The organism is Streptomyces sp. NPDC026246 (assembly GCF_055567995.1).
This window is the reverse complement of record NZ_JBVHPJ010000001.1, coordinates 252,889-269,959: the sequence shown is the minus strand read 5'-3', so window position 1 is coordinate 269,959 and position 17,071 is coordinate 252,889. Positions and strand designations below refer to the sequence as shown.

The window sequence follows — 17,071 nt, the reverse complement described above, 5'->3', positions numbered from 1 at the left end:
GTCTCCGACTCTACGGGCGGGGTCTGACAAACGGCTCCGGCGGCCGGGGGCCGGCGGGCGCGGCTCGGGTCAGGGCACCGTGCGGGCGACGACGTAGACCCAGGGGTACGCCGGGTTGGACAGGTCCACGACCACGTCGTGCGTGGGGGCGGGGTTCTTCTGGCGGTGGACGAAGCCGTACCAGCCGTCGCCGCCGGGGAAGCGCCAGCCGGTGATGTCGCGGTCGCGGTCGCCGATGGCGACCTCACCCTGCCGGAGGTCCTCGCGGGTCAGGCCGAGGCCCGTGAGGTAGGCGTCCAGTCCGGCCGCGTTGGTCTCGAACTGGGCGTAGAGCCGGCTGGTCTTCCAGTTGTTGGTCTCGTAGTAGGCCACGTGCCAGGCGGGGTGCGGGATGGGCACCTGGTAGATGCGGCGCTGGAGCTTGGAGGGCCAGCCCGCGGTCAGTCCGGTCGCCGAGTACTTCGCCTCTTTGTCCTTGCCGCTGTCGCGGCTCTGGTTCGCGGAGATCACCAGGTAGCCGGCCGGGATGCCGATGAGCAGCACGATGGTCAGCAGGGTGAGCGCCCTGCGGCGGATCCGGTGGCGGCGGTCCTCGGCCGGGCGCTCCTGGCCGTCCGGCCAGGTGCCCTGGTGCGGCAGCGAGGCGGTCACAGGGTCTCCTGGCTGCTGCGGAGCGACTGCGTGTACCGCTCGTAGCGCTCGTGGCGCTCCACGCGGCGGCGCTTGGCGCGGCGGAAGCGGCGGGCGACGAGCCGGGCGAGGTCGGCGGCGCCGACCATGCCGGCCTCGGGGCCCAGCTGGGCCCGGACGATGCGGGCCTCGGGGCGGTAGCCGCGGCCGGTGAGGTGCCGCTTGAAGGCGTCGCGGGCGGGGCCGATCAGCAGGTCGTCGGCGGCCGAGACGCCGCCGCCGATCACGAAGCAGGAGGGGTCGAGGGCGGCGGCGAGGTTGGCGATGCCGACGCCGAGCCACTGGCCGATGTCCTGGAGCAGCTCGATGCACATGGCGTCGCCGTCGCGGGCCAGCTCGGTGATCATCGGGCCGGTGATGTCGCCGATGCTGCCCTTGACGTGTTCGATGATCCCGTAGGCGACCGGGGAGTCGGCGGCGGCCAGCTCCCGGGCCTCGCGGACCAGGGCGTTGCCGGAGCTGTACTGCTCCCAGCAGCCGCGGTTGCCGCAGGGGCAGCGGTGGCCGCCGGGCACGACCTGCATGTGGCCGAACTCGCCGGCGACCCCGTACTTGCCGCGCTTGACCTGGCCGTCCTCCAGGATCGCGCCGCCGATCCCGGTGCCCAGCGTGATCATGACGAGGTGGTCCTCGCCGCGGCCGGCGCCGAAGCGCCACTCCGCCCAGGCGGCGGTGTTGGCGTCGTTGTCGACGAGCACCGGGACGGACAGCCGGCTGGCGAGGCGGTCGCGCAGCGGTTCGTTGCGCCAGGACAGGTGCGGGGCGAAGAGCACGCGGTTGCGGTCGGCGTCGACCCAGCCGGCGGCGCCGATGCCGACGGCGTGCACGTCGTGCCGGTCGGAGAGGTCCAGGACCAGCTCGGCGATGGTGTCCTCGACGACCTTGGGACTCTTCGACTTGTCCGGGGTCTCCGTGCGGAGCTTCTCCAGGATGTTGCCGTCGGCGTCGACGACGCCCGCCATCACCTTGGTGCCGCCGATGTCGATGCCGACCGTGGGCACCCGGGGTGCCGTCAGGTGCGAGCGGCGCTCCCGGGTGCCGACGGTGCGCAGCACGGTGGCGCGGCGGGAGCCGATGGGGGCGGTGAGGTCGCGGTAGGTGCTCATCGCGCCCGATTCTGCCTCACGGGACGGCAGGGCGCGGAGCGCAGGGGTGGCGCGGATCGTCGTCGGAGGCGGGCCGTCGGGGGCTCGTCGCGCGGTTCCCCGCGCCCTCAGGAACGCACCAGCAACTGGAATTCGAAGCTGTAGCGCGTCGGACGGTAGGTGTGCGTGCCGTACTCGACTGCGCGGCCCGTGTCGTCGAACGTGACGCGTTGCATGGTGAGCAGTGGGGCGCCCGGTTCCTCGGACAGCCGCTCGGCCTCCTCCGGGGTCGCCGCCCGGGCGCCGATGGACTGGCGGGCGCTGTGCAGGGTGATGCCGCCCGCGCGCATCAGGCGGTACAGGCCGGTGGTCTGCAGCTGGCCGGTGTCGAGGTCGAGGAGACCGGGCGGCAGGAAGTTGCAGAGGTGGGCCATGGGCTCGCCGTGGGCGAGGCGGAGGCGTTCCACGCGGTGGACCTCGCTGTCCTCGGCGACGCCCAGGGCCGCGGCGACCTCGGCGGAGGCGGGGACGACGGTGTTGACGAGGACCTCGGTCGCCGGTCGCTGACCGGCCGCCTCCAGGTCGTCGTACAGGCTGCTGAGTTCCAGGGGGCGTTTGACCTGGCTGTGCACGACCTGGGTGCCGACGCCGCGGCGGCGGACGAGCAGGCCCTTGTCGACGAGTGACTGGATGGCCTGGCGGACGGTCGGCCGGGACAGGCCGAGCCGGGCGGCGAGCTCGATCTCGTTGCCCAGGAGGCTGCCGGGGGTCAGCGTGCCGTGCTCGATAGCGGCCTCCAGCTGCTGGGACAGCTGGAAGTACAACGGCACGGGTGAGCTGCGGTCCACGCTCAGCTCGAGCTGCACGGTCGGGTCCACTTCTGGTTTCGGCACGGGCCGAGCGTAGCTCCGTGCGTTGTTGACGGGAAGTCGTGTAGTCAGATTGTCCGGACATACGGATTGACAGGGGCGGCCGGTGGCCGCACTTTGTTCCCATGCGCATCGGCGTCATCGGTACGGGCCGCATCGGCACCATCCACGCGAAGACCCTGAGCAGGAATCGCGACGTGGGCTCCCTGATCCTCACGGACGCGGATCCCGCCCGGGCCCAGGAGCTGGCGCACCGGCTGGGCGAGACGGCGGCTCCCGGGGTGGAGGAGATCTTCCGCTGGGGGGTCGACGCCGTGGTGATCACGACGGCCACGTCCGCCCACGCCGAACTGATCGGCCGGGCGGCACGCTCGGGGCTGCCGGTGTTCTGCGAGAAGCCCATAGCGCTGGACCTGCCGGGGTCCCTGAGCGCGATCGCCGAGGTGGAGACGGCCGGGACGGTGCTGCAGATGGGTTTCCAGCGCCGCTTCGACGCCGGATACACGGGGGCGCGCGAGGCCGTGCGCTCGGGCCGGCTGGGGCGGCTGCACACCGTGCGCGCGCTGACCAGCGACGAGCAGCCGCCGGCCGCGGCCTGGCTGCCGCTGTCGGGCGGGCTGTACCGGGACACCCTGATCCACGACTTCGACGTCCTGCGCTGGGTCACCGGCCGGGAGGTCGTGGACGTGTACGCGGCCGGTTCGGACGCGGGGCCGGCGATGTTCCGCGAGGCCGGCGACGTGGACACCGGCGCCGCGCTGCTCACGCTGGACGACGGCACGCTGGCCACGGTCACCGCGACCCGGCTGAACGGCGCCGGGTACGACGTGCGCATGGAACTCGCCGGTGAGCGGGACCAGATCGTGGTCGGCCTGGACGACCGCACGCCGATCGCGTCGACCGAGCCGACCGGTCCGCCGGCGGCGGACAAGCCCTGGGCGGGCTTCCTGGAACGGTTCGGACCGGCCTACGAGGCGGAACTGAACGCGTTCGTCGAGGTGGTGCGGGGCGAGCGGACCAACCCGTGCGACGGACGCGAGGCCCTGCAGGCGCTGCGCGTCGCCGAGGCGTGCGAGCTGTCCCGGCGCGAGCGCCGGCCGGTCCGCCTCGCGGAGATCGCCGGCGGGGCGTGAGCGGCGGGATCTGAGCACCGGGGCCTGGACGCCGGATCCGAACGCCGGGGCCCGACCGGCACATGCCCGGTCGGCGCGCCGCCGGTGCGTGGTGTCGCCGTGAGCGGTCAGTGCTCCTCCGGCTCCCCTTCGAGCAGCCCCGCGTCGTAGGCGAGCAGGGCGATCTGGACGCGGTTGTTGAGGCCGAGTTTGCCGAGGATGCGCGAGACGTGGGTCTTGACGGTGGCGACGCTCATGTAGAGGCCCGTCGCGATCTCGGCGTTGGCCAGGCCCCGGCCGACCGCGACGGCGACCTCGCGCTCGCGGTCGTTGAGGACGGCCATGCGCTCACGGGCCCGGCTGCGCCGGGTGTCGGCCGCGCTGCCCACGGCGTGCCGCACCAGTTGGCGGGTGACGGTGGGCGACAGCACCGGGTCGCCGGCCGCGACCCGGCGCACGGCCGCGAGGATCTCGGCCGGCGGGGTGTCCTTGAGGACGAACCCGGCGGCGCCGGCGCGCAGCGCCCGCAGCACCTGCTCGTCGGCGTGGAACGTGGTGAGGACCACCACCTGTGGCGCGTCCTGCCGCGCGCGCAGCCGCTCCGTGGCCGTGAGGCCGTCGACCACCGGCATCCGGATGTCCATGAGCACGACGTCCGGGCGGGTGCGGTCGACCAGGGCCTCCACCTCACCGCCGTCCGCCGCCTCTCCGACGATCTCGATGTCGTCCGCGCCGCCCAGCATGAGGGACAACCCGGCCCGCACCAGCGGGTCGTCGTCGACGAGGAGCAGTCTGATGGCAGTCATGCGCACACCGTAATCACGGCCGGGCCGCACGGCGGGGCCGGGAGGCGGTCACGGCCAGGGCAGCCACGCCCGGACCTCGAAGCCGCCGCCGGGGGTGTGTCCGTGGGCGAGGCGCCCTCCCGCGAGGGTCGCCCTTTCCGCGAGCCCGATCAAACCCTGGCCGGAGCCCGGCACGTGCGGCACCTCGCCCTCGGGGGGCGGGTTGTGGACGCGGACGGTCAGGCCCTCGCCCGGGCCCCCGGTGACGGTCACCGCGACGTCCGTGCCCGGGGCGTGCTTGCGGGCGTTGGTCAGGCCCTCCTGGGCGATCCGGTAGGCGGTGCGCCCGACGGACGCGGGGACGGAACCGGGGTTCTGGACGCGCTGCTCCAGACCGACCTTCATCCCCGCCTCCCGGGACTCGGCGACCAGCGTGTCCATCGCCGCGAGCGTCGGCTGGGGCCGCCCGGTGTCGTCCGGCTCGCCGGCCCGCAGGACGCCGATGATCTCCCGTAGGTCCTGCAGGGCCTCGTGGGCGCTCTCGCGGATCACGCCCGCCGCCCGAGCCGTCTCGGCCGGGGGCGCGTCGGGCCGGAACTCCAGGGCGCCGGCGTGCACGCTCAGCAGGGTCAGCCGGTGGGCGAGGACGTCGTGCATCTCCCGCGCGATGGCCTCGCGGGCGAGCCGCTGCGCCTGCTCGGCGCGCAGGCGCGCCTCCGTCTCGGCGCGCCGGGCGCGGTCCCGGAGGCTCACCATCAGCTGCCGTTTGGCCCGGACGAACATGCCCCAGCCGACGGTCGCCACGGTCAGCAGCACGGCGAAGACCACGGTCACCAGGTAGGGGAGGTCGGCGTCGGGGCGCAGCCAGCAGTACAGCGGGACCAGGGCCGTGCTGACGCCGCCCACCCAGGCCACGTAGCGGAAGGGCCGGTGCACGGCGAGGGTGAACAAGGCGATCAGGGCTGCGCCGCCCGCGGTGTCCGAGACCAAGGTGATGGGCGTCATGGCCACCGCCAGCCCGAGTGGCCAGCGGCGCCGCAGCCAGATCGCGGCGCAGGCCAGTGCGCCGATCACCTGGTCGGCGACGGCCAGCGCGGGCGGGACGTTCGGGTGGTCGGCCAGCGCGTCCACCGCCGTCAGGCCGAGCAGCACGGCGATCAGGAAGCAGGAGAAGTCGACGACCCAGTCGCGGGCCGTGCGGCGGGGCCGCCGTCCGGCCCGGGCCGTGTCGGGGTCGAGCTCGTGCAGCAGGGCGGACGGGAAGAACCACCGGCGCCCGCCGAGCAGCGCGGGCGCCTCCCCCGGCGGCACAGCCGGCACAGGCGGCACCGGGGACAACGGGGAAGCCTGTCCCCCTGCCTGTCCCCCTGCATCTGCCTTCACGGTCGGTCAATCTACGCAGCCGCGGGCCGCTCCACCCGCCCGCGGCCGGGATCGTCGACCAAAGTCGCCCGGCCGCAGACTTTCGGCGCGGGCCGACGGCCGCGAAGGGGCCTTTGTGCGCTGTGACGCTCGCCCCGCGGCCGATGTCCGTGGGGGGTCCGCCGGGCGAGGGTCGGGGCATGAAGCAGGTACTGGAGATTCTCGGCTTCCTCGCCCTGGTGCAGGGCGTGGCGGGCCTGGTGCACGAGTTCACCGACTGGCACTGGGGGCTGGTGCATCGGCTGGACTTCCTCGACGGCTACGAGGTCTACGCGAGCGTCGCCCTGCTCGTGCTGGGCGTCGCCCTGTGCGCGGCCGCCGGGAGCCGGAAGTCCGTCTGAGCACGTGGACGGACCTCCGGCCGGGATGTGCCGGGCAGGCCGGGTTCAGCAGCCGTGGTCGACGAGGTCGAACGACTCGTAGTGGTCGGCCGTGTAGTAGTCCTCCTGGCTCCGCTCACCTGTGACGATGCGGCGCGCGCCGCGGGTGTCGGAGCCGGGGGTGATGACGGTGTACTCGTGGTAGTAGCCGGACGACTGGCCGGGCAGGATGCCCTCCCGGTTCTGGAAGACGGTGCCGTCCTGCTCGAACGGGTACGGGCCGCCCTGCTCGATCAGGTCGAGGGTGTCGTGCGCCTGCGAGGGCAGGGCGCTGTAGCAGATGTCGCCGACGGCGGTGGGGGCGGCGCCGGCCGTGCCGGCGGAGACGGTTCCGCCGATGAGGAGGGCGGACAGGAGGGCGGCTGCTGCGCCGAGCCGCGAGGCGTGTGGGGGGAAGTTCATGCCGTTCATGATGACGCGCGTAGAGAGTGGCATGTCAATGACAAGCCAGGAGAATTTCCTGTGAAGCCCCGTGCGTTCGCGAGGAGTTCACGCGTTCTCCGGCAGGCCGAACTCGCCGTACTCCGGGCGGCCCTTCAGGTCGTACGTCTGGATCGAGACCCCGGCTCCGGTGACGCTGCCGCCGGTGTGCTCGAACGCCGTCGGCACGGCACCCTCCGGGAACAGCCGGAACCCGGAGCCGAGCACGACCGGGAAGGTCAGCAGGTGGAGGGTGTCGAGCAGGTCCAGCCCGAGCAGGGACCGGACCAGGGCTCCGCTGCCGTGCACCTGGATCTCGCCGTCGGTGCCTTCCTTGAGCGCGGTGACCTCCCGGGCGAGATCGCCGCGGAGCACGGTGGTGCCCGCCCACGCCGGGTGGTCCAGGGTCGAGGAAGGGACGTACTTGGGCAGGCCGTTGAGCTTGGAGGCGACGGGGTCGCCGGGGTCGGTCACCTTCGGCCAGTAGGAGGCGAAGATGTCGTACGTCCGCCGGCCGAGCAGGAAGGCGGCCGGGCGGGCGAAGACCTCGTTGACGAACCGGCCGAAGTCCTCCTCGGCGTAGGGGAAGCTCCATCCGCCGTGGGTGAATCCTCCGCGGGTGTCCTCCTGGGGGCCGCCGGGGGCCTGGTAGACGCCGTCGAGCGTGACGAAGAGGGTGGAGACGAGCTTGCCCATGGCGGGTGCCTTCCCTTCCGGGGGTCGTGGGGCCTGGTGCCATGGGTTCAGACCGCGCCGGCGCCCGCAACTCGTCGCTGGGCCGTAAGGCGGCCGGAGTTCGGCGTCCGTTGCCCGCCAGCCTCCGGGCCGGCCGGCCGCTGGGATGGAGGCATGACAGATCGAGGAACTCTGGACGGCAAGGTGGCTCTCGTGACCGGCGGGAGCCGTGGCATCGGCGCGGCGACGGCCCTGCGACTGGCCCGGGAGGGCGCGGACGTGGCCGTCGGGTACGTCGCCGGCGAGGAGGCGGCCCGGGCCGTCGTACGGGAGGTGGAGGCGCTGGGGCGCCGGGCGGTGGCACTGCGCGCGGACGCGGCGGACGCCGCCGAGGCGGTCGGGGTGGTGGACGCGGCGGCCGAGGCACTGGGCCGGCTGGACGTCCTGGTGAACAACGCGGGTGTGGGAGTGCTCGGCCCGCTGGCGAGCCTGTCGCTCGCGGACGTCGACCGCGTGCTGGCCGTCAACGTGCGCTCGGTGTTCCTGGCCTCACAGGCGGCCGCCGCGCGCATGTCGGAGGGCGGGCGGATCGTCACGATCGGCAGTTGCATGGCGCAGCGGGTGCCGGGGCCGGGTGGCACGCTCTACGCCATGAGCAAGGCGGCCCTGATCGGCCTGACCAAGGCGCTGGCCCGGGAGCTGGGCGATCGCGGCATCACCGCCAACCTCGTGCACCCCGGCCCGATCGACACCGACATGAACCCGGCGGACGGGCCGTACGCGCCCGGCCAGGCGGCGTTGACCGCGCTGGGCCGCTTCGGCACGGCGGACGAGGTGGCCTCGACGGTGGCGTACCTGGCGGGGGCGACGTACGTGACGGGGGCGGAGTTCGCGGTGGACGGCGGCCACGCGGCGTAGCGGGACGCCGGGCCCGGGGCCCGGCGTCCCTCGCGCCCACCGGCCCCGCCTGACGGGCCGGCGGGCCCGGGGGCCCGGTGTCACGGGCGGCGTGCCGGAGGGCCCGGCGGCATAGCCCTGGCGTGCCGGGAAGCCCGGCATCGTCGCGGTGCGGCCGGTCGGCCGGCGAACGCGGCCCGCCGCCCGGCAGCGCGCCGGTGCGGGCGGGTCAGCCCCCGAGCTCCTGGTGTCGTGCCGCGAGGCGGCTCGTGCCCTCCTGGGTCAGGGAGCCGAAGAGGCGAAGGCGGGAGATGCCGCCGTCCGGGAAGATGTCGAGGCGCGCGTGCGTGCCCACGGCCGGCTCCGGCAGGACGAAGCGGTGGTTGGTGTCGGGCTGGAGGCGGGTGCGGGGCAGCACCTCCCGCCAGTCGCCGTCCTCGCCGTCGCGGACCGAGACCGACGCCCAGCCGGCGCTGTTGCCCTTGAGGTAGGCGGTGTCGATCTCCAGCGCGCGGATCTGCGCCCGGGCCGTCAGCCGGTAGCGGATCCAGTCGTGGCCCCGGTCGCGGCGGCGGCGGGTCTCCCAGCCGTCGTCCATCTTGTGGGAGCGGCCCGGCTGGATGGTGTGGGACGCGGGCGAGTAGAAGAGGTTGGACGCGTCCTCGACCAGACCGCCGTTCTCCAGGGCGACGACGTCGAACGTGCCGAGCGCTTCCAGCCAGGCCGGATCCGGTACGACCTCGCCGTGCACGCGCAGGCGGGCGACACCGCCGTCGGGGTGCTGCCTGATCCGCAGGTGGGTGAAGCACTGCTCGGCGGCGACGGCGAAGCCGTTCGCCGCGTGCCCGCCCACCGGGGTGCGCGGGACGAGGGTCGTCCACTTCACGTCGTCACCGAGGAGCTCGGCGGGCGACGGGGAGCCCGGCACGGCGGTGCCCTCGACGGACACGGCCTGCGGGTAGTTGCCGCGGAAGTGGGCGGTGTCGACGACGATCCCGCGGATCACGCCCGGGGCGCCGAGCCGGACCAGGGCCCAGTCGTGGTCCTCGTCGGCCGGCCAGGGGTGCTCGGCGGAGACGCCCCGGCGGCGCCGCGTCTCCCAGCCGTCCATGATCTTGCCCTTGTGACCGAAGTGCTCGGGGTCGAACTCGGCGCGCTCCGGCACCAGCAGGTTCTCGCGCTGGGCGAAGAACTCGTCGTTGGCGGCGATGACACCGGCGCCCAGCCGCCGGTCGGCGAGGTTGGCGTACGAGGTGAAGGGAAAGTCGGCGGTGCGGTAGTCCGCGTACGGGTCGCCGCCGGAGTAGGGGTTCGCGTCGCCGGTGAAGCTGGGGATCGCCGTCACGATGATCAGGTCTTCCTTTCGGGTGTCCGGGATGGGATGTCAGTCGGTCCGGGTGAGGAGCTGCCCCTTCGGCTCGGTGAACTCGCCGTCCGCCATGATCTTCCGGCCGCGCAGCCAGGTGGCCTTCACGACGCCCTGCAGGGTCCGGCCCGCATAGGCCGTGACGCGGTTGCGGTGCTGGAGGGCGACGGGGTCGACGGTGAAGGTCTCGTCGGGGGCGAGGACGGCGAAGTCGGCGTCGTGGCCGGGTGCGATGGCGCCCTTGCGGCCGTCCAGGCCGACGAGTGCGGACGTCCGCGCCGACATCCAGCGCACGACGTCCTCCAGGCCGTGCCCGCGCCTGCGGGCCTCGGTCCACACGGCGGACAGGCTCAGCTGGAGTCCGGAGATGCCGCCCCAGGCCGTCGCGAAGTCGTCGGTCTTGAGGTCGGCGGTGGACGGGGAGTGGTCGGTGACGACGCAGTCGATCGTGCCGTCGGCCAGCGCCTGCCAGAGCAGGTCCTGGTTGGCGGCCTCACGGATCGGCGGGCAGCACTTGAACTCGCTGGCGCCGTCGGGGACTTCCTCGGCGGTGAGGGTCAGATAGTGGGGGCAGGTCTCCACGGTGATGCGCACGCCCTCGGACCGCGCCTCGGCGATCATCGGCAGGGCGTCGCTGGACGAGAGGTGCAGCACGTGCACCCGGGCGTCGAGGGCCCGGGCCTCGCGGATGAGCTGGGCGATGGCGGTGTCCTCGGCGTCCCGGGGGCGGGAGGCGAGGAAGTCGGCGTAGCGGGGGCCGGGCTGCTGCGGGGCGGTGGCGAGCAGACGCGGGTCCTCGGCGTGCACGATGAGCAGTCCGCCGAAGGCGGCGATCTCGGCCATGGAGCGGGAGAGCGCCTCCCGGTCCAGGTGCGGGAACTCGTCCACGCCGGACGGCGACAGGAACGCCTTGAAGCCGAAGACGCCTGCCTCGTGCAGCGGGCGCAGGTCCTTGACGTTGCCGGGCAGGGCCCCGCCCCAGAAGCCGACGTCGATGTGCGCCTTGTCGGCGGCGACCTGCTGCTTGGTCCGCAGGTGCGCGACGGTGGTGGTCGGCGGCAGGGAGTTGAGCGGCATGTCGACGAGGGTGGTGATGCCGCCGGCCGCCGCGGCCCGGGTGGCGGTCCAGAAGCCCTCCCACTCGGTGCGGCCGGGGTCGTTGACGTGCACGTGGGTGTCGACGAGTCCGGGCAGCAGGACGTGGTCGCCCAGGTCCTCCAGGCGGGCGGCGTCCGGCACGGGCGCGTCGTACGGCAGGACCGCGGTGATCGTGCCGCCGGTGACGGCCACCGAGGCGGCGCGCGTCCCCTCGGGCGTCAGGACACGCGTCGAGCGGAGCACCAGTTCAGCGTCGGACACCCGGACCCCTTACGTTTCACACGCTTGCGCTTACGTTTCACACGCTTCCGCGTACCGGAATTCAACTTTCTGTTGAAGGAGTCTTCACTCCCGCTCCGGCCCCGTCAAGGGCAGACTGGCGGCGACACCCGCCCGGAACCGACCTCTGGACGTTTCCACAAGGCGGAATTAGACTTCCGGCAAGCAGAACGTAGCTCCGTACAACCGGGGAGTCGACCGACCGCCGGGTAGGCTTCAGCTCTTCCGCCAGCCCCGAAAGGAACGCGCCGTGCCGACGTCCAGCGCCAGCACCACCGACTCCGCCCGGTCCTCCTCCAACGGTGGCGTCCAGTCCCTGGAGCGCGCCTTCGACCTGCTCGAACGGATGGCTGACGCGGGCGGCGAGGTCGGGCTGAGCGAGCTGTCCGCCAGCAGCGGGCTGCCCCTGCCGACCATCCACCGCCTGATGCGCACCCTGGTGGCCTGCGGATACGTGCGTCAGCAGCCCAACCGGCGCTACGCACTCGGCCCGCGCCTGATCCGTCTCGGCGAGTCGGCCTCCCGGCTGCTGGGCACCTGGGCGCGGCCGTACCTGGCGCGGTTGGTCGAGGAGACGGGCGAGACGGCGAACATGGCACTGCTGGACGGCGACGAGATCGTCTACGTGGCGCAGGTGCCCTCGAAGCACTCCATGCGCATGTTCACCGAGGTCGGCCGACGCGTGCTGCCGCACTCCACGGGCGTGGGCAAGGCGCTGCTGGCCGGTTTCCCGCCGGAGGAGGTGCGCGCCCTGCTCTCCCGCACGGGCATGCCCGCCGCGACGGACAAGACGATCACCACGCCCGACGGTTTCCTCGCGGCCCTGGAGGACGTACGGGTCCGGGGCTACGCGGTCGACGACAACGAACAGGAGATCGGGGTGCGCTGCCTGGCCGTCCCGGTGCCCGACTCCCCCACGGCCGCGGCCATCTCCATCTCCGGTCCGGCGGGCCGGGTCACCGAGGCGGCGACGGACCGGATCGTGCCGCTGCTCCAGCAGGTCGCCGGCGAACTGTCGCAGGCCCTCGCCAGCCAGAACCCCGCGTGAGCGGCTTACACACCTGGCCGGGCCGGTACACCGACCGGCACGGCAGCGAGGACCTCGTCTTCGAGACCGACGGCCGGGAGTTGATCCGCACGACGATCAGGGGCGTGCTCTTCGAGGGCGGGACGATGGACACGCTCGGCGCCCTGGCCGGCGACCCGCCCGAGCAGATGTTCCGCCTCGACGACGGCGACCTGTGCTCCTGCCTGCTCGAGTGGGAGGTGCCGCTGCCGGTCGCGGCCGCCGGGCGGGATCCCCTGACGGGCGTACTGCACTGCGCCCTGCGGCTGGGCGACCCGGTGGCCTCGGGCGCCCTGGACGAGGAGGGCCTGACGGTCACCCTGCGGTTCGACGGGCGCGCGTACGGCGGGGAGGACTACGGCGACTTCGAGACGGCCCTGTACGACATCCAGCGTCGGCTGCCGCCCGGGCAGTTCCTGCGGGCGTGCATCGCGTGCGCCTGGTCCGACCACCACCCGGCGGGCCACTCGATGATGACCGGGCCGGCCTGCTTCCGTCACACCAAGGACCGTTACGGCCGGGTCGACGGCAAGCGCGGTCCGCAGGGGATCTTCGCGCTCTGGCCGCAGCTCACCGAGTTCGTGCAGGGGACGTACCTGTGCGGGGAGTTCGAGCCCCGCGGCGCCCACGCGGGGTACCGGGGGACCTTCCCGTAGCAGCGGGCCGGTCCGCCTACACCTGCCGGCGCACGGGCCGGCCGAAGAGGTCCACCGCGCGGCGCACGTCCGCCAGCGCGGAGGACAGGGCGCTCACCGAGCCGACCGCACCCGCGACCAGGAGCAAGGAGCGGCGCAGGCGGGCGACGTCGGGGGCGCCCGCGGCGGCCACGGCGTCCAGCGCCGCCAGTTCCTCCTCGGCGGTACCCCGGTCGGCGAACTCGGCCGGGTGGGCGGCGAGGCGGCGGCGCAGCCGGGACACCGCCGCGCGCAGCTCCGTCACGCGCGGGTCCGCCTTCCCGCCGGCCGCGGGTCCCTGCCGCTCCTGCTCCGCGCTCCGCAACACGGTCCTCCCCCTCGCACCTCGTCGTGCGCCCGCCCTGGTGACCCGAAGTCCCCCCGCCGCGGCCCCTGTTCGGGTCCCCGCCGGTTCGGTGCGGGCGACAGTAGACGACGCGGGCCGCCAGGCGCCAGTCCGCAGCGTCATCGACTTGTTCCACTGCGTGACTTTCAGGCCCCGGGCGCACGCCCGTGCGACGCGGCCCCCGCGTCGTCCACGACCCGCGCGGGGCGTGCGGTATGCAGGAGCCATGACGACACGGGAGACGACGGACGGGACGCGCGCGGTGGCCGGACTGCTGCTGGCGGCGGGAGGAGGCCGGCGGCTCGGCGGACGCGCCAAGGCGCTGCTGCCGCACCGGGGACGGCCGCTCGTGGAGCACGCCGTGCGCGTCCTGCGCGAGGGCGGCTGCGCGACGGTCCACGTCGTCCTGGGCGCCCGGTCCGACGAGGTGCGCGCCCGGGCCTCACTGGACGGATGCGTCCTGGTGGACAACCCGCACTGGGAACAGGGGATGGGGACGTCCCTGCGCGCCGGGCTGGACTCCCTGGCCGGCTCCCCGGCACGGGCCGCCCTGGTCGCGCTCGTCGACCAGCCCGGCATCGGACCGGAGGCGGTGACCCGGGTCCTGGGGGCGTACGACGGCGAGAACGCGCTGGCGTCCGCCGCGTACGAGGGGGTGCGCGGCCACCCGGTGCTGTTCGGCGCGGCGCACTGGACCGGCATCGCGGCGACCGCCACGGGCGACCGGGGGGCCCGCGCCTACCTGAAGGAGCACGCCGCGACGGTCCGCCTCGTCGAGTGCGGTGACGTGGCCCGGCCCTACGACATCGACACCGAGGCCGATCTGGCACACCTGGAGTGAACGGGGTGGCACGGGGCGCCACCTTGGCTCGATCCGGAGAATCTCGACATCAACAAACGATTGAACTTCCACCATGAGGAAACTAGTATCCACTGATCAGAAGCGCCCTCCCCCCTCCGGGCGCCGTTCGCCGTATCCGGGAAGACTGGCACCGGGTGCCAACCGCCGGTTCGTTGTCACAGCTCGCCGAAGGAAGTGACCGTCCATGTCCGCTCCAGCGCCGTCCCCGCTGGCCATCGTCGACGCCGAGCCCCTGCCCCGGCAGGAGGAGGTCCTCACCGAAGCGGCACTCGCCTTCGTGGCCGAGCTGCACCGGCGGTTCACGCCCCGGCGGGACGAACTCCTCGCCCGCCGCGCCGAGCGCCGCGCCGAGATCGCCCGCACCTCCACCCTCGACTTCCTTCCGGAGACCGCCGCGATCCGCGCCGACGACTCCTGGAAGGTCGCCCCGGCCCCGGACGCGCTGAACGACCGCCGGGTCGAGATCACCGGTCCCACCGACCGCAAGATGACCATCAACGCCCTCAACTCGGGCGCGAAGGTGTGGCTCGCGGACTTCGAGGACGCCTCCGCGCCCACCTGGGAGAACGTGATCGGCGGTCAGCTGAACCTGAGCGACGCCTACACCCGGAAGATCGACTTCACCGACCCGAGGTCCGGCAAGTCGTACGCGCTGAAGGCGAACGAGGAACTCGCCACGGTCGTCATGCGCCCGCGCGGCTGGCACCTGACCGAGCGTCACCTCGTCGACGCCGACGGCACCGCGGTGCCCGGCGCGCTCGTCGACTTCGGCCTGTACTTCTTCCACAACGCCCAGCGCCTGCTGGACCTCGGCAAGGGTCCCTACTTCTACCTCCCCAAGACGGAGTCGCACCTGGAGGCCCGCCTCTGGAACGAGGTGTTCGTCTTCGCGCAGGAGTACTGCGGCATCCCCCACGGCACCGTCCGCGCCACCGTCCTCATCGAGACGATCACGGCCGCGTACGAGATGGAGGAGATCCTCTACGAGCTGCGCGACCACGCCTCCGGGCTGAACGCCGGCCGCTGGGACTACCTGTTCTCCATCGTCAAGAACTTCCGTGACGGCGGCGCCAGGTTCGTCCTGCCGGACCGCAACGCGGTGACGATGACCGCCCCGTTCATGCGCGCCTACACCGAACTCCTCGTGCGCACCTGCCACAAGCGCGGCGCGCACGCCATCGGCGGCATGGCGGCGTTCATCCCCTCCCGCCGGGACGCCGAGGTCAACAAGGTCGCCTTCGAGAAGGTCCGCGCCGACAAGGACCGCGAGGCCGGCGACGGCTTCGACGGGTCCTGGGTCGCCCACCCCGACCTGGTGCCCATCGCCATGGAGTCCTTCGACAAGGTCCTCGGCGACCAGCCGAACCAGAAGGACCGGCTGCGCGAGGACGTCCACGTCGAGGCGGCCGACCTCATCGCGATCGACTCGCTCGACGCCAAGCCCACCTACGCGGGACTGGTCAACGCCGTGCAGGTCGGCATCCGTTACATCGAGGCCTGGCTGCGCGGCATGGGCGCGGTCGCCATCTTCAACCTGATGGAGGACGCGGCCACCGCCGAGATCTCCCGCTCCCAGATCTGGCAGTGGATCAACGCGGAGGTCGTCCTCGACAACGGCGAGCAGGTCACCGCCGACCTGGCCCGCAAGGTCGCCGCCGAGGAACTCGCGGCCATCCGGGCCGAGATCGGCGAGGAGGCCTTCGCGACGGGCAACTGGCAGCAGGCGCACGACCTGCTGCTGACGGTCGCCCTCGACGAGGACTACGCCGACTTCCTGACGCTGCCGGCGTACGAGCAGCTCAAGGGCTGAGGCGCCGCCGCTACCGCTCCGAGTGGCCCAGGGTCTTCCCCGGGGCCACTCGGTCGCGTACGGCCTTCTTCACGGCCGTCGGCTCCGGGAAGCCCTGTTCGCGCCGGTCCCAGACCACCTCGTCGCCGACGCGGACGACGAACACCCCGCCCGTGCCCGGCTTCAGGGCCAGTTCGGTCAGTTCGGCCTCGAAGGTGGTGAGCAGTTCCTGGGCCAGCCAGGCCGCGCGCGGCAGCCATCGGCACTGCGTGCAGTACTCGATCTCGACACGGCCGCTCATCCCAGGTGCACCGACCAATCCTGCTCGGCCGCGGGCTTGCCGTGCAGGTCGGGCACCTGCCTGAGCCACGCGGGGCGTTCCCTCTGGTTGCGCTGCGCCCGCCGGGCCTCCTCGGCGGCGAGCTCCTCCCGGCTGGGGAAGTCGGTGGGCAGCCAGGCCGCCGACGCCTCCACCCGCGCACGCAGGTACCGGACGTACGCCTCGCGGGCCGCGTCCGGGCCGCTGAAGACGGGGTCGCCGGCGAGCCAGGCGTCCGGCACCTCCGCGAGGATCCCGCGCAGCAGCTCCTCGGTGACCTGCGGGGCGAGTTCGGCGTCGGCGGCGCGGACGTCCGGCCCGTAGTGGCCGAGGGCGTGGTGCCGGAAGTCGTACGCCTTCGCGGGATCGGTGGCGTCCCAGCGGTGGTGGAAGACCAGGGCGGCGCCGTGGTCGATCAGCCACAGGCGCGGGCGGGCGACGCCGAGGGTGGGCCAGACCATCAGGTTGGAGCTGTGTACCGTGCGGTCGACGTTCACGGTCAGGGCGTCCAGCCAGACGATCCGCCCCGCCTCCAGAGGCTCGACGGGGAAGACCCGGGCGATCTCCGGGGTGAGGTCACGTGCGCCGGGCAGGTGGTCCATGCCGAGGTTGAGACCCGCGCTGGCCGCGTGCAGGTCCCGCACCTCCTGGTGCGGCTCGTCACCGGCGACCGCCGGGTCGAAGTGCACCAGGACCAGCTCCGGGAACCGCAGCCCGAGGGCACGGGCCAGCTCGCCCACGACGATCTCGGCGACCAGTGCCTTGCGGCCCTGCGCGGAACCGGTGAACTTCACGACGTAGGTGCCCAGGTCGTCCGCCTCGACGACCCCGGGGACGGAGCCGCCCGAGTGCAGAGGCTCGACGTAACGGGTGGCGGTGACCTCTCTCAGCATGCTGCGAGGCCCCGCAGACGGTCCACCTGGCTCTTCACGGCCGA

General features: G+C 73.2%; 19 protein-coding genes. 7 read left to right on the top strand and 12 right to left on the bottom strand.

Annotated elements, in window-relative coordinates:
• Positions 1-69: 69 nt before the first annotated feature.
• The 3 genes from ACZ4M5_RS01180 to ACZ4M5_RS01170 form a co-directional block, all read right to left on the bottom strand.
• Positions 70-651, bottom strand: a complete 582-nt coding sequence (locus tag ACZ4M5_RS01180) for a sugar kinase (RefSeq protein ID WP_467731771.1) — start codon at positions 649-651, stop codon at positions 70-72.
• Positions 648-1,796 (bottom strand): ROK family glucokinase, encoded by a 1,149-nt coding sequence (locus ACZ4M5_RS01175; RefSeq protein WP_467731769.1) that lies wholly within the window; start codon positions 1,794-1,796, stop codon positions 648-650. Before ACZ4M5_RS01175 ends, ACZ4M5_RS01180 begins: the two co-directional genes overlap by 4 nt.
• Positions 1,797-1,903: 107 nt before the next feature.
• Entirely contained in the window at positions 1,904-2,641 is a 738-nt protein-coding gene (locus tag ACZ4M5_RS01170) for a GntR family transcriptional regulator (protein ID WP_467732818.1), read from the bottom strand.
• Between the two features lie 128 nt (positions 2,642-2,769).
• Between ACZ4M5_RS01170 and ACZ4M5_RS01165 the strand changes: the two genes are divergently transcribed.
• Positions 2,770-3,777, top strand: a complete 1,008-nt coding sequence (locus tag ACZ4M5_RS01165) for a Gfo/Idh/MocA family protein (RefSeq protein ID WP_467731767.1) — start codon at positions 2,770-2,772, stop codon at positions 3,775-3,777.
• A gap of 107 nt (positions 3,778-3,884) precedes the next feature.
• Here ACZ4M5_RS01165 and ACZ4M5_RS01160 read toward each other — a convergent pair whose 3' ends face one another.
• Together ACZ4M5_RS01160 and ACZ4M5_RS01155 are read right to left on the bottom strand one after the other, a co-directional pair.
• A complete protein-coding gene (locus ACZ4M5_RS01160; RefSeq protein WP_467731765.1) occupies positions 3,885-4,562 on the bottom strand; it encodes a response regulator in 678 nt (225 codons plus the stop codon).
• A gap of 48 nt (positions 4,563-4,610) precedes the next feature.
• Positions 4,611-5,861, bottom strand: a complete 1,251-nt coding sequence (locus ACZ4M5_RS01155) for a sensor histidine kinase (RefSeq protein WP_467731763.1) — start codon at positions 5,859-5,861, stop codon at positions 4,611-4,613.
• 242 nt (positions 5,862-6,103) lie between these two features.
• Here ACZ4M5_RS01155 and ACZ4M5_RS01150 point away from each other — a divergent pair, with 242 nt between their 5' ends.
• Positions 6,104-6,304 carry a hypothetical protein gene (locus tag ACZ4M5_RS01150; RefSeq protein WP_467731761.1) on the top strand — a complete coding sequence of 67 codons (201 nt, stop codon included), beginning with the start codon at positions 6,104-6,106 and terminating at the stop codon, positions 6,302-6,304.
• 45 nt (positions 6,305-6,349) lie between these two features.
• Here ACZ4M5_RS01150 and ACZ4M5_RS01145 read toward each other — a convergent pair whose 3' ends face one another.
• Both ACZ4M5_RS01145 and ACZ4M5_RS01140 read right to left on the bottom strand, forming a co-directional pair.
• Positions 6,350-6,745 (bottom strand): guanyl-specific ribonuclease, encoded by a 396-nt coding sequence (locus ACZ4M5_RS01145; RefSeq protein WP_467731759.1) that lies wholly within the window; start codon positions 6,743-6,745, stop codon positions 6,350-6,352.
• An 87-nt stretch (positions 6,746-6,832) separates the two neighbouring features.
• Entirely contained in the window at positions 6,833-7,459 is a 627-nt protein-coding gene (locus tag ACZ4M5_RS01140) for a dihydrofolate reductase family protein (protein ID WP_467731757.1), read from the bottom strand.
• Positions 7,460-7,612: 153 nt separating this feature from the next.
• Here ACZ4M5_RS01140 and ACZ4M5_RS01135 point away from each other — a divergent pair, with 153 nt between their 5' ends.
• A complete protein-coding gene (locus tag ACZ4M5_RS01135; protein WP_467731755.1) occupies positions 7,613-8,356 on the top strand; it encodes an SDR family oxidoreductase in 744 nt (247 codons plus the stop codon).
• 208 nt (positions 8,357-8,564) lie between these two features.
• On the opposite strand, the gene alc is transcribed toward ACZ4M5_RS01135, so the two are convergent.
• Both alc and allB read right to left on the bottom strand, forming a co-directional pair.
• Entirely contained in the window at positions 8,565-9,680 is a 1,116-nt protein-coding gene (alc, locus tag ACZ4M5_RS01130; protein ID WP_467731753.1) for an allantoicase, read from the bottom strand.
• Between the two features lie 39 nt (positions 9,681-9,719).
• Entirely contained in the window at positions 9,720-11,060 is a 1,341-nt protein-coding gene (gene allB / locus ACZ4M5_RS01125) for an allantoinase AllB (RefSeq protein ID WP_467731751.1), read from the bottom strand.
• 268 nt (positions 11,061-11,328) lie between these two features.
• Between allB and ACZ4M5_RS01120 the strand changes: the two genes are divergently transcribed.
• Positions 11,329-12,126, top strand: coding sequence for an IclR family transcriptional regulator (locus ACZ4M5_RS01120; RefSeq protein WP_467731750.1), 798 nt, complete (start codon positions 11,329-11,331; stop codon positions 12,124-12,126).
• Entirely contained in the window at positions 12,123-12,800 is a 678-nt protein-coding gene (locus ACZ4M5_RS01115; protein ID WP_467731748.1) for a DUF6304 family protein, read from the top strand. Before ACZ4M5_RS01120 ends, ACZ4M5_RS01115 begins: the two co-directional genes overlap by 4 nt.
• A 16-nt stretch (positions 12,801-12,816) precedes the next feature.
• On the opposite strand, the gene ACZ4M5_RS01110 is transcribed toward ACZ4M5_RS01115, so the two are convergent.
• A complete protein-coding gene (locus ACZ4M5_RS01110; protein ID WP_467731746.1) occupies positions 12,817-13,146 on the bottom strand; it encodes a DUF5955 family protein in 330 nt (109 codons plus the stop codon).
• Positions 13,147-13,390: 244 nt separating this feature from the next.
• Here ACZ4M5_RS01110 and ACZ4M5_RS01105 point away from each other — a divergent pair, with 244 nt between their 5' ends.
• Both ACZ4M5_RS01105 and aceB read left to right on the top strand, forming a co-directional pair.
• Entirely contained in the window at positions 13,391-14,005 is a 615-nt protein-coding gene (locus tag ACZ4M5_RS01105; protein ID WP_467731744.1) for a nucleotidyltransferase family protein, read from the top strand.
• Positions 14,006-14,210: 205 nt separating this feature from the next.
• A complete protein-coding gene (gene aceB / locus ACZ4M5_RS01100; protein WP_467731742.1) occupies positions 14,211-15,836 on the top strand; it encodes a malate synthase A in 1,626 nt (541 codons plus the stop codon).
• A gap of 10 nt (positions 15,837-15,846) precedes the next feature.
• Here the strand turns inward: aceB and ACZ4M5_RS01095 are convergent, their stop codons facing one another.
• The gene (locus ACZ4M5_RS01095; RefSeq protein WP_030242193.1) at positions 15,847-16,116 is read right to left on the bottom strand and encodes an Rdx family protein; all 270 of its coding nucleotides are present in this window, start codon (positions 16,114-16,116) and stop codon (positions 15,847-15,849) included.
• The gene (locus ACZ4M5_RS01090; protein WP_467731740.1) at positions 16,113-17,027 is read right to left on the bottom strand and encodes a HipA family kinase; all 915 of its coding nucleotides are present in this window, start codon (positions 17,025-17,027) and stop codon (positions 16,113-16,115) included. Before ACZ4M5_RS01090 ends, ACZ4M5_RS01095 begins: the two co-directional genes overlap by 4 nt.
• Between the last annotated feature and the right edge of the window lie 44 nt (positions 17,028-17,071).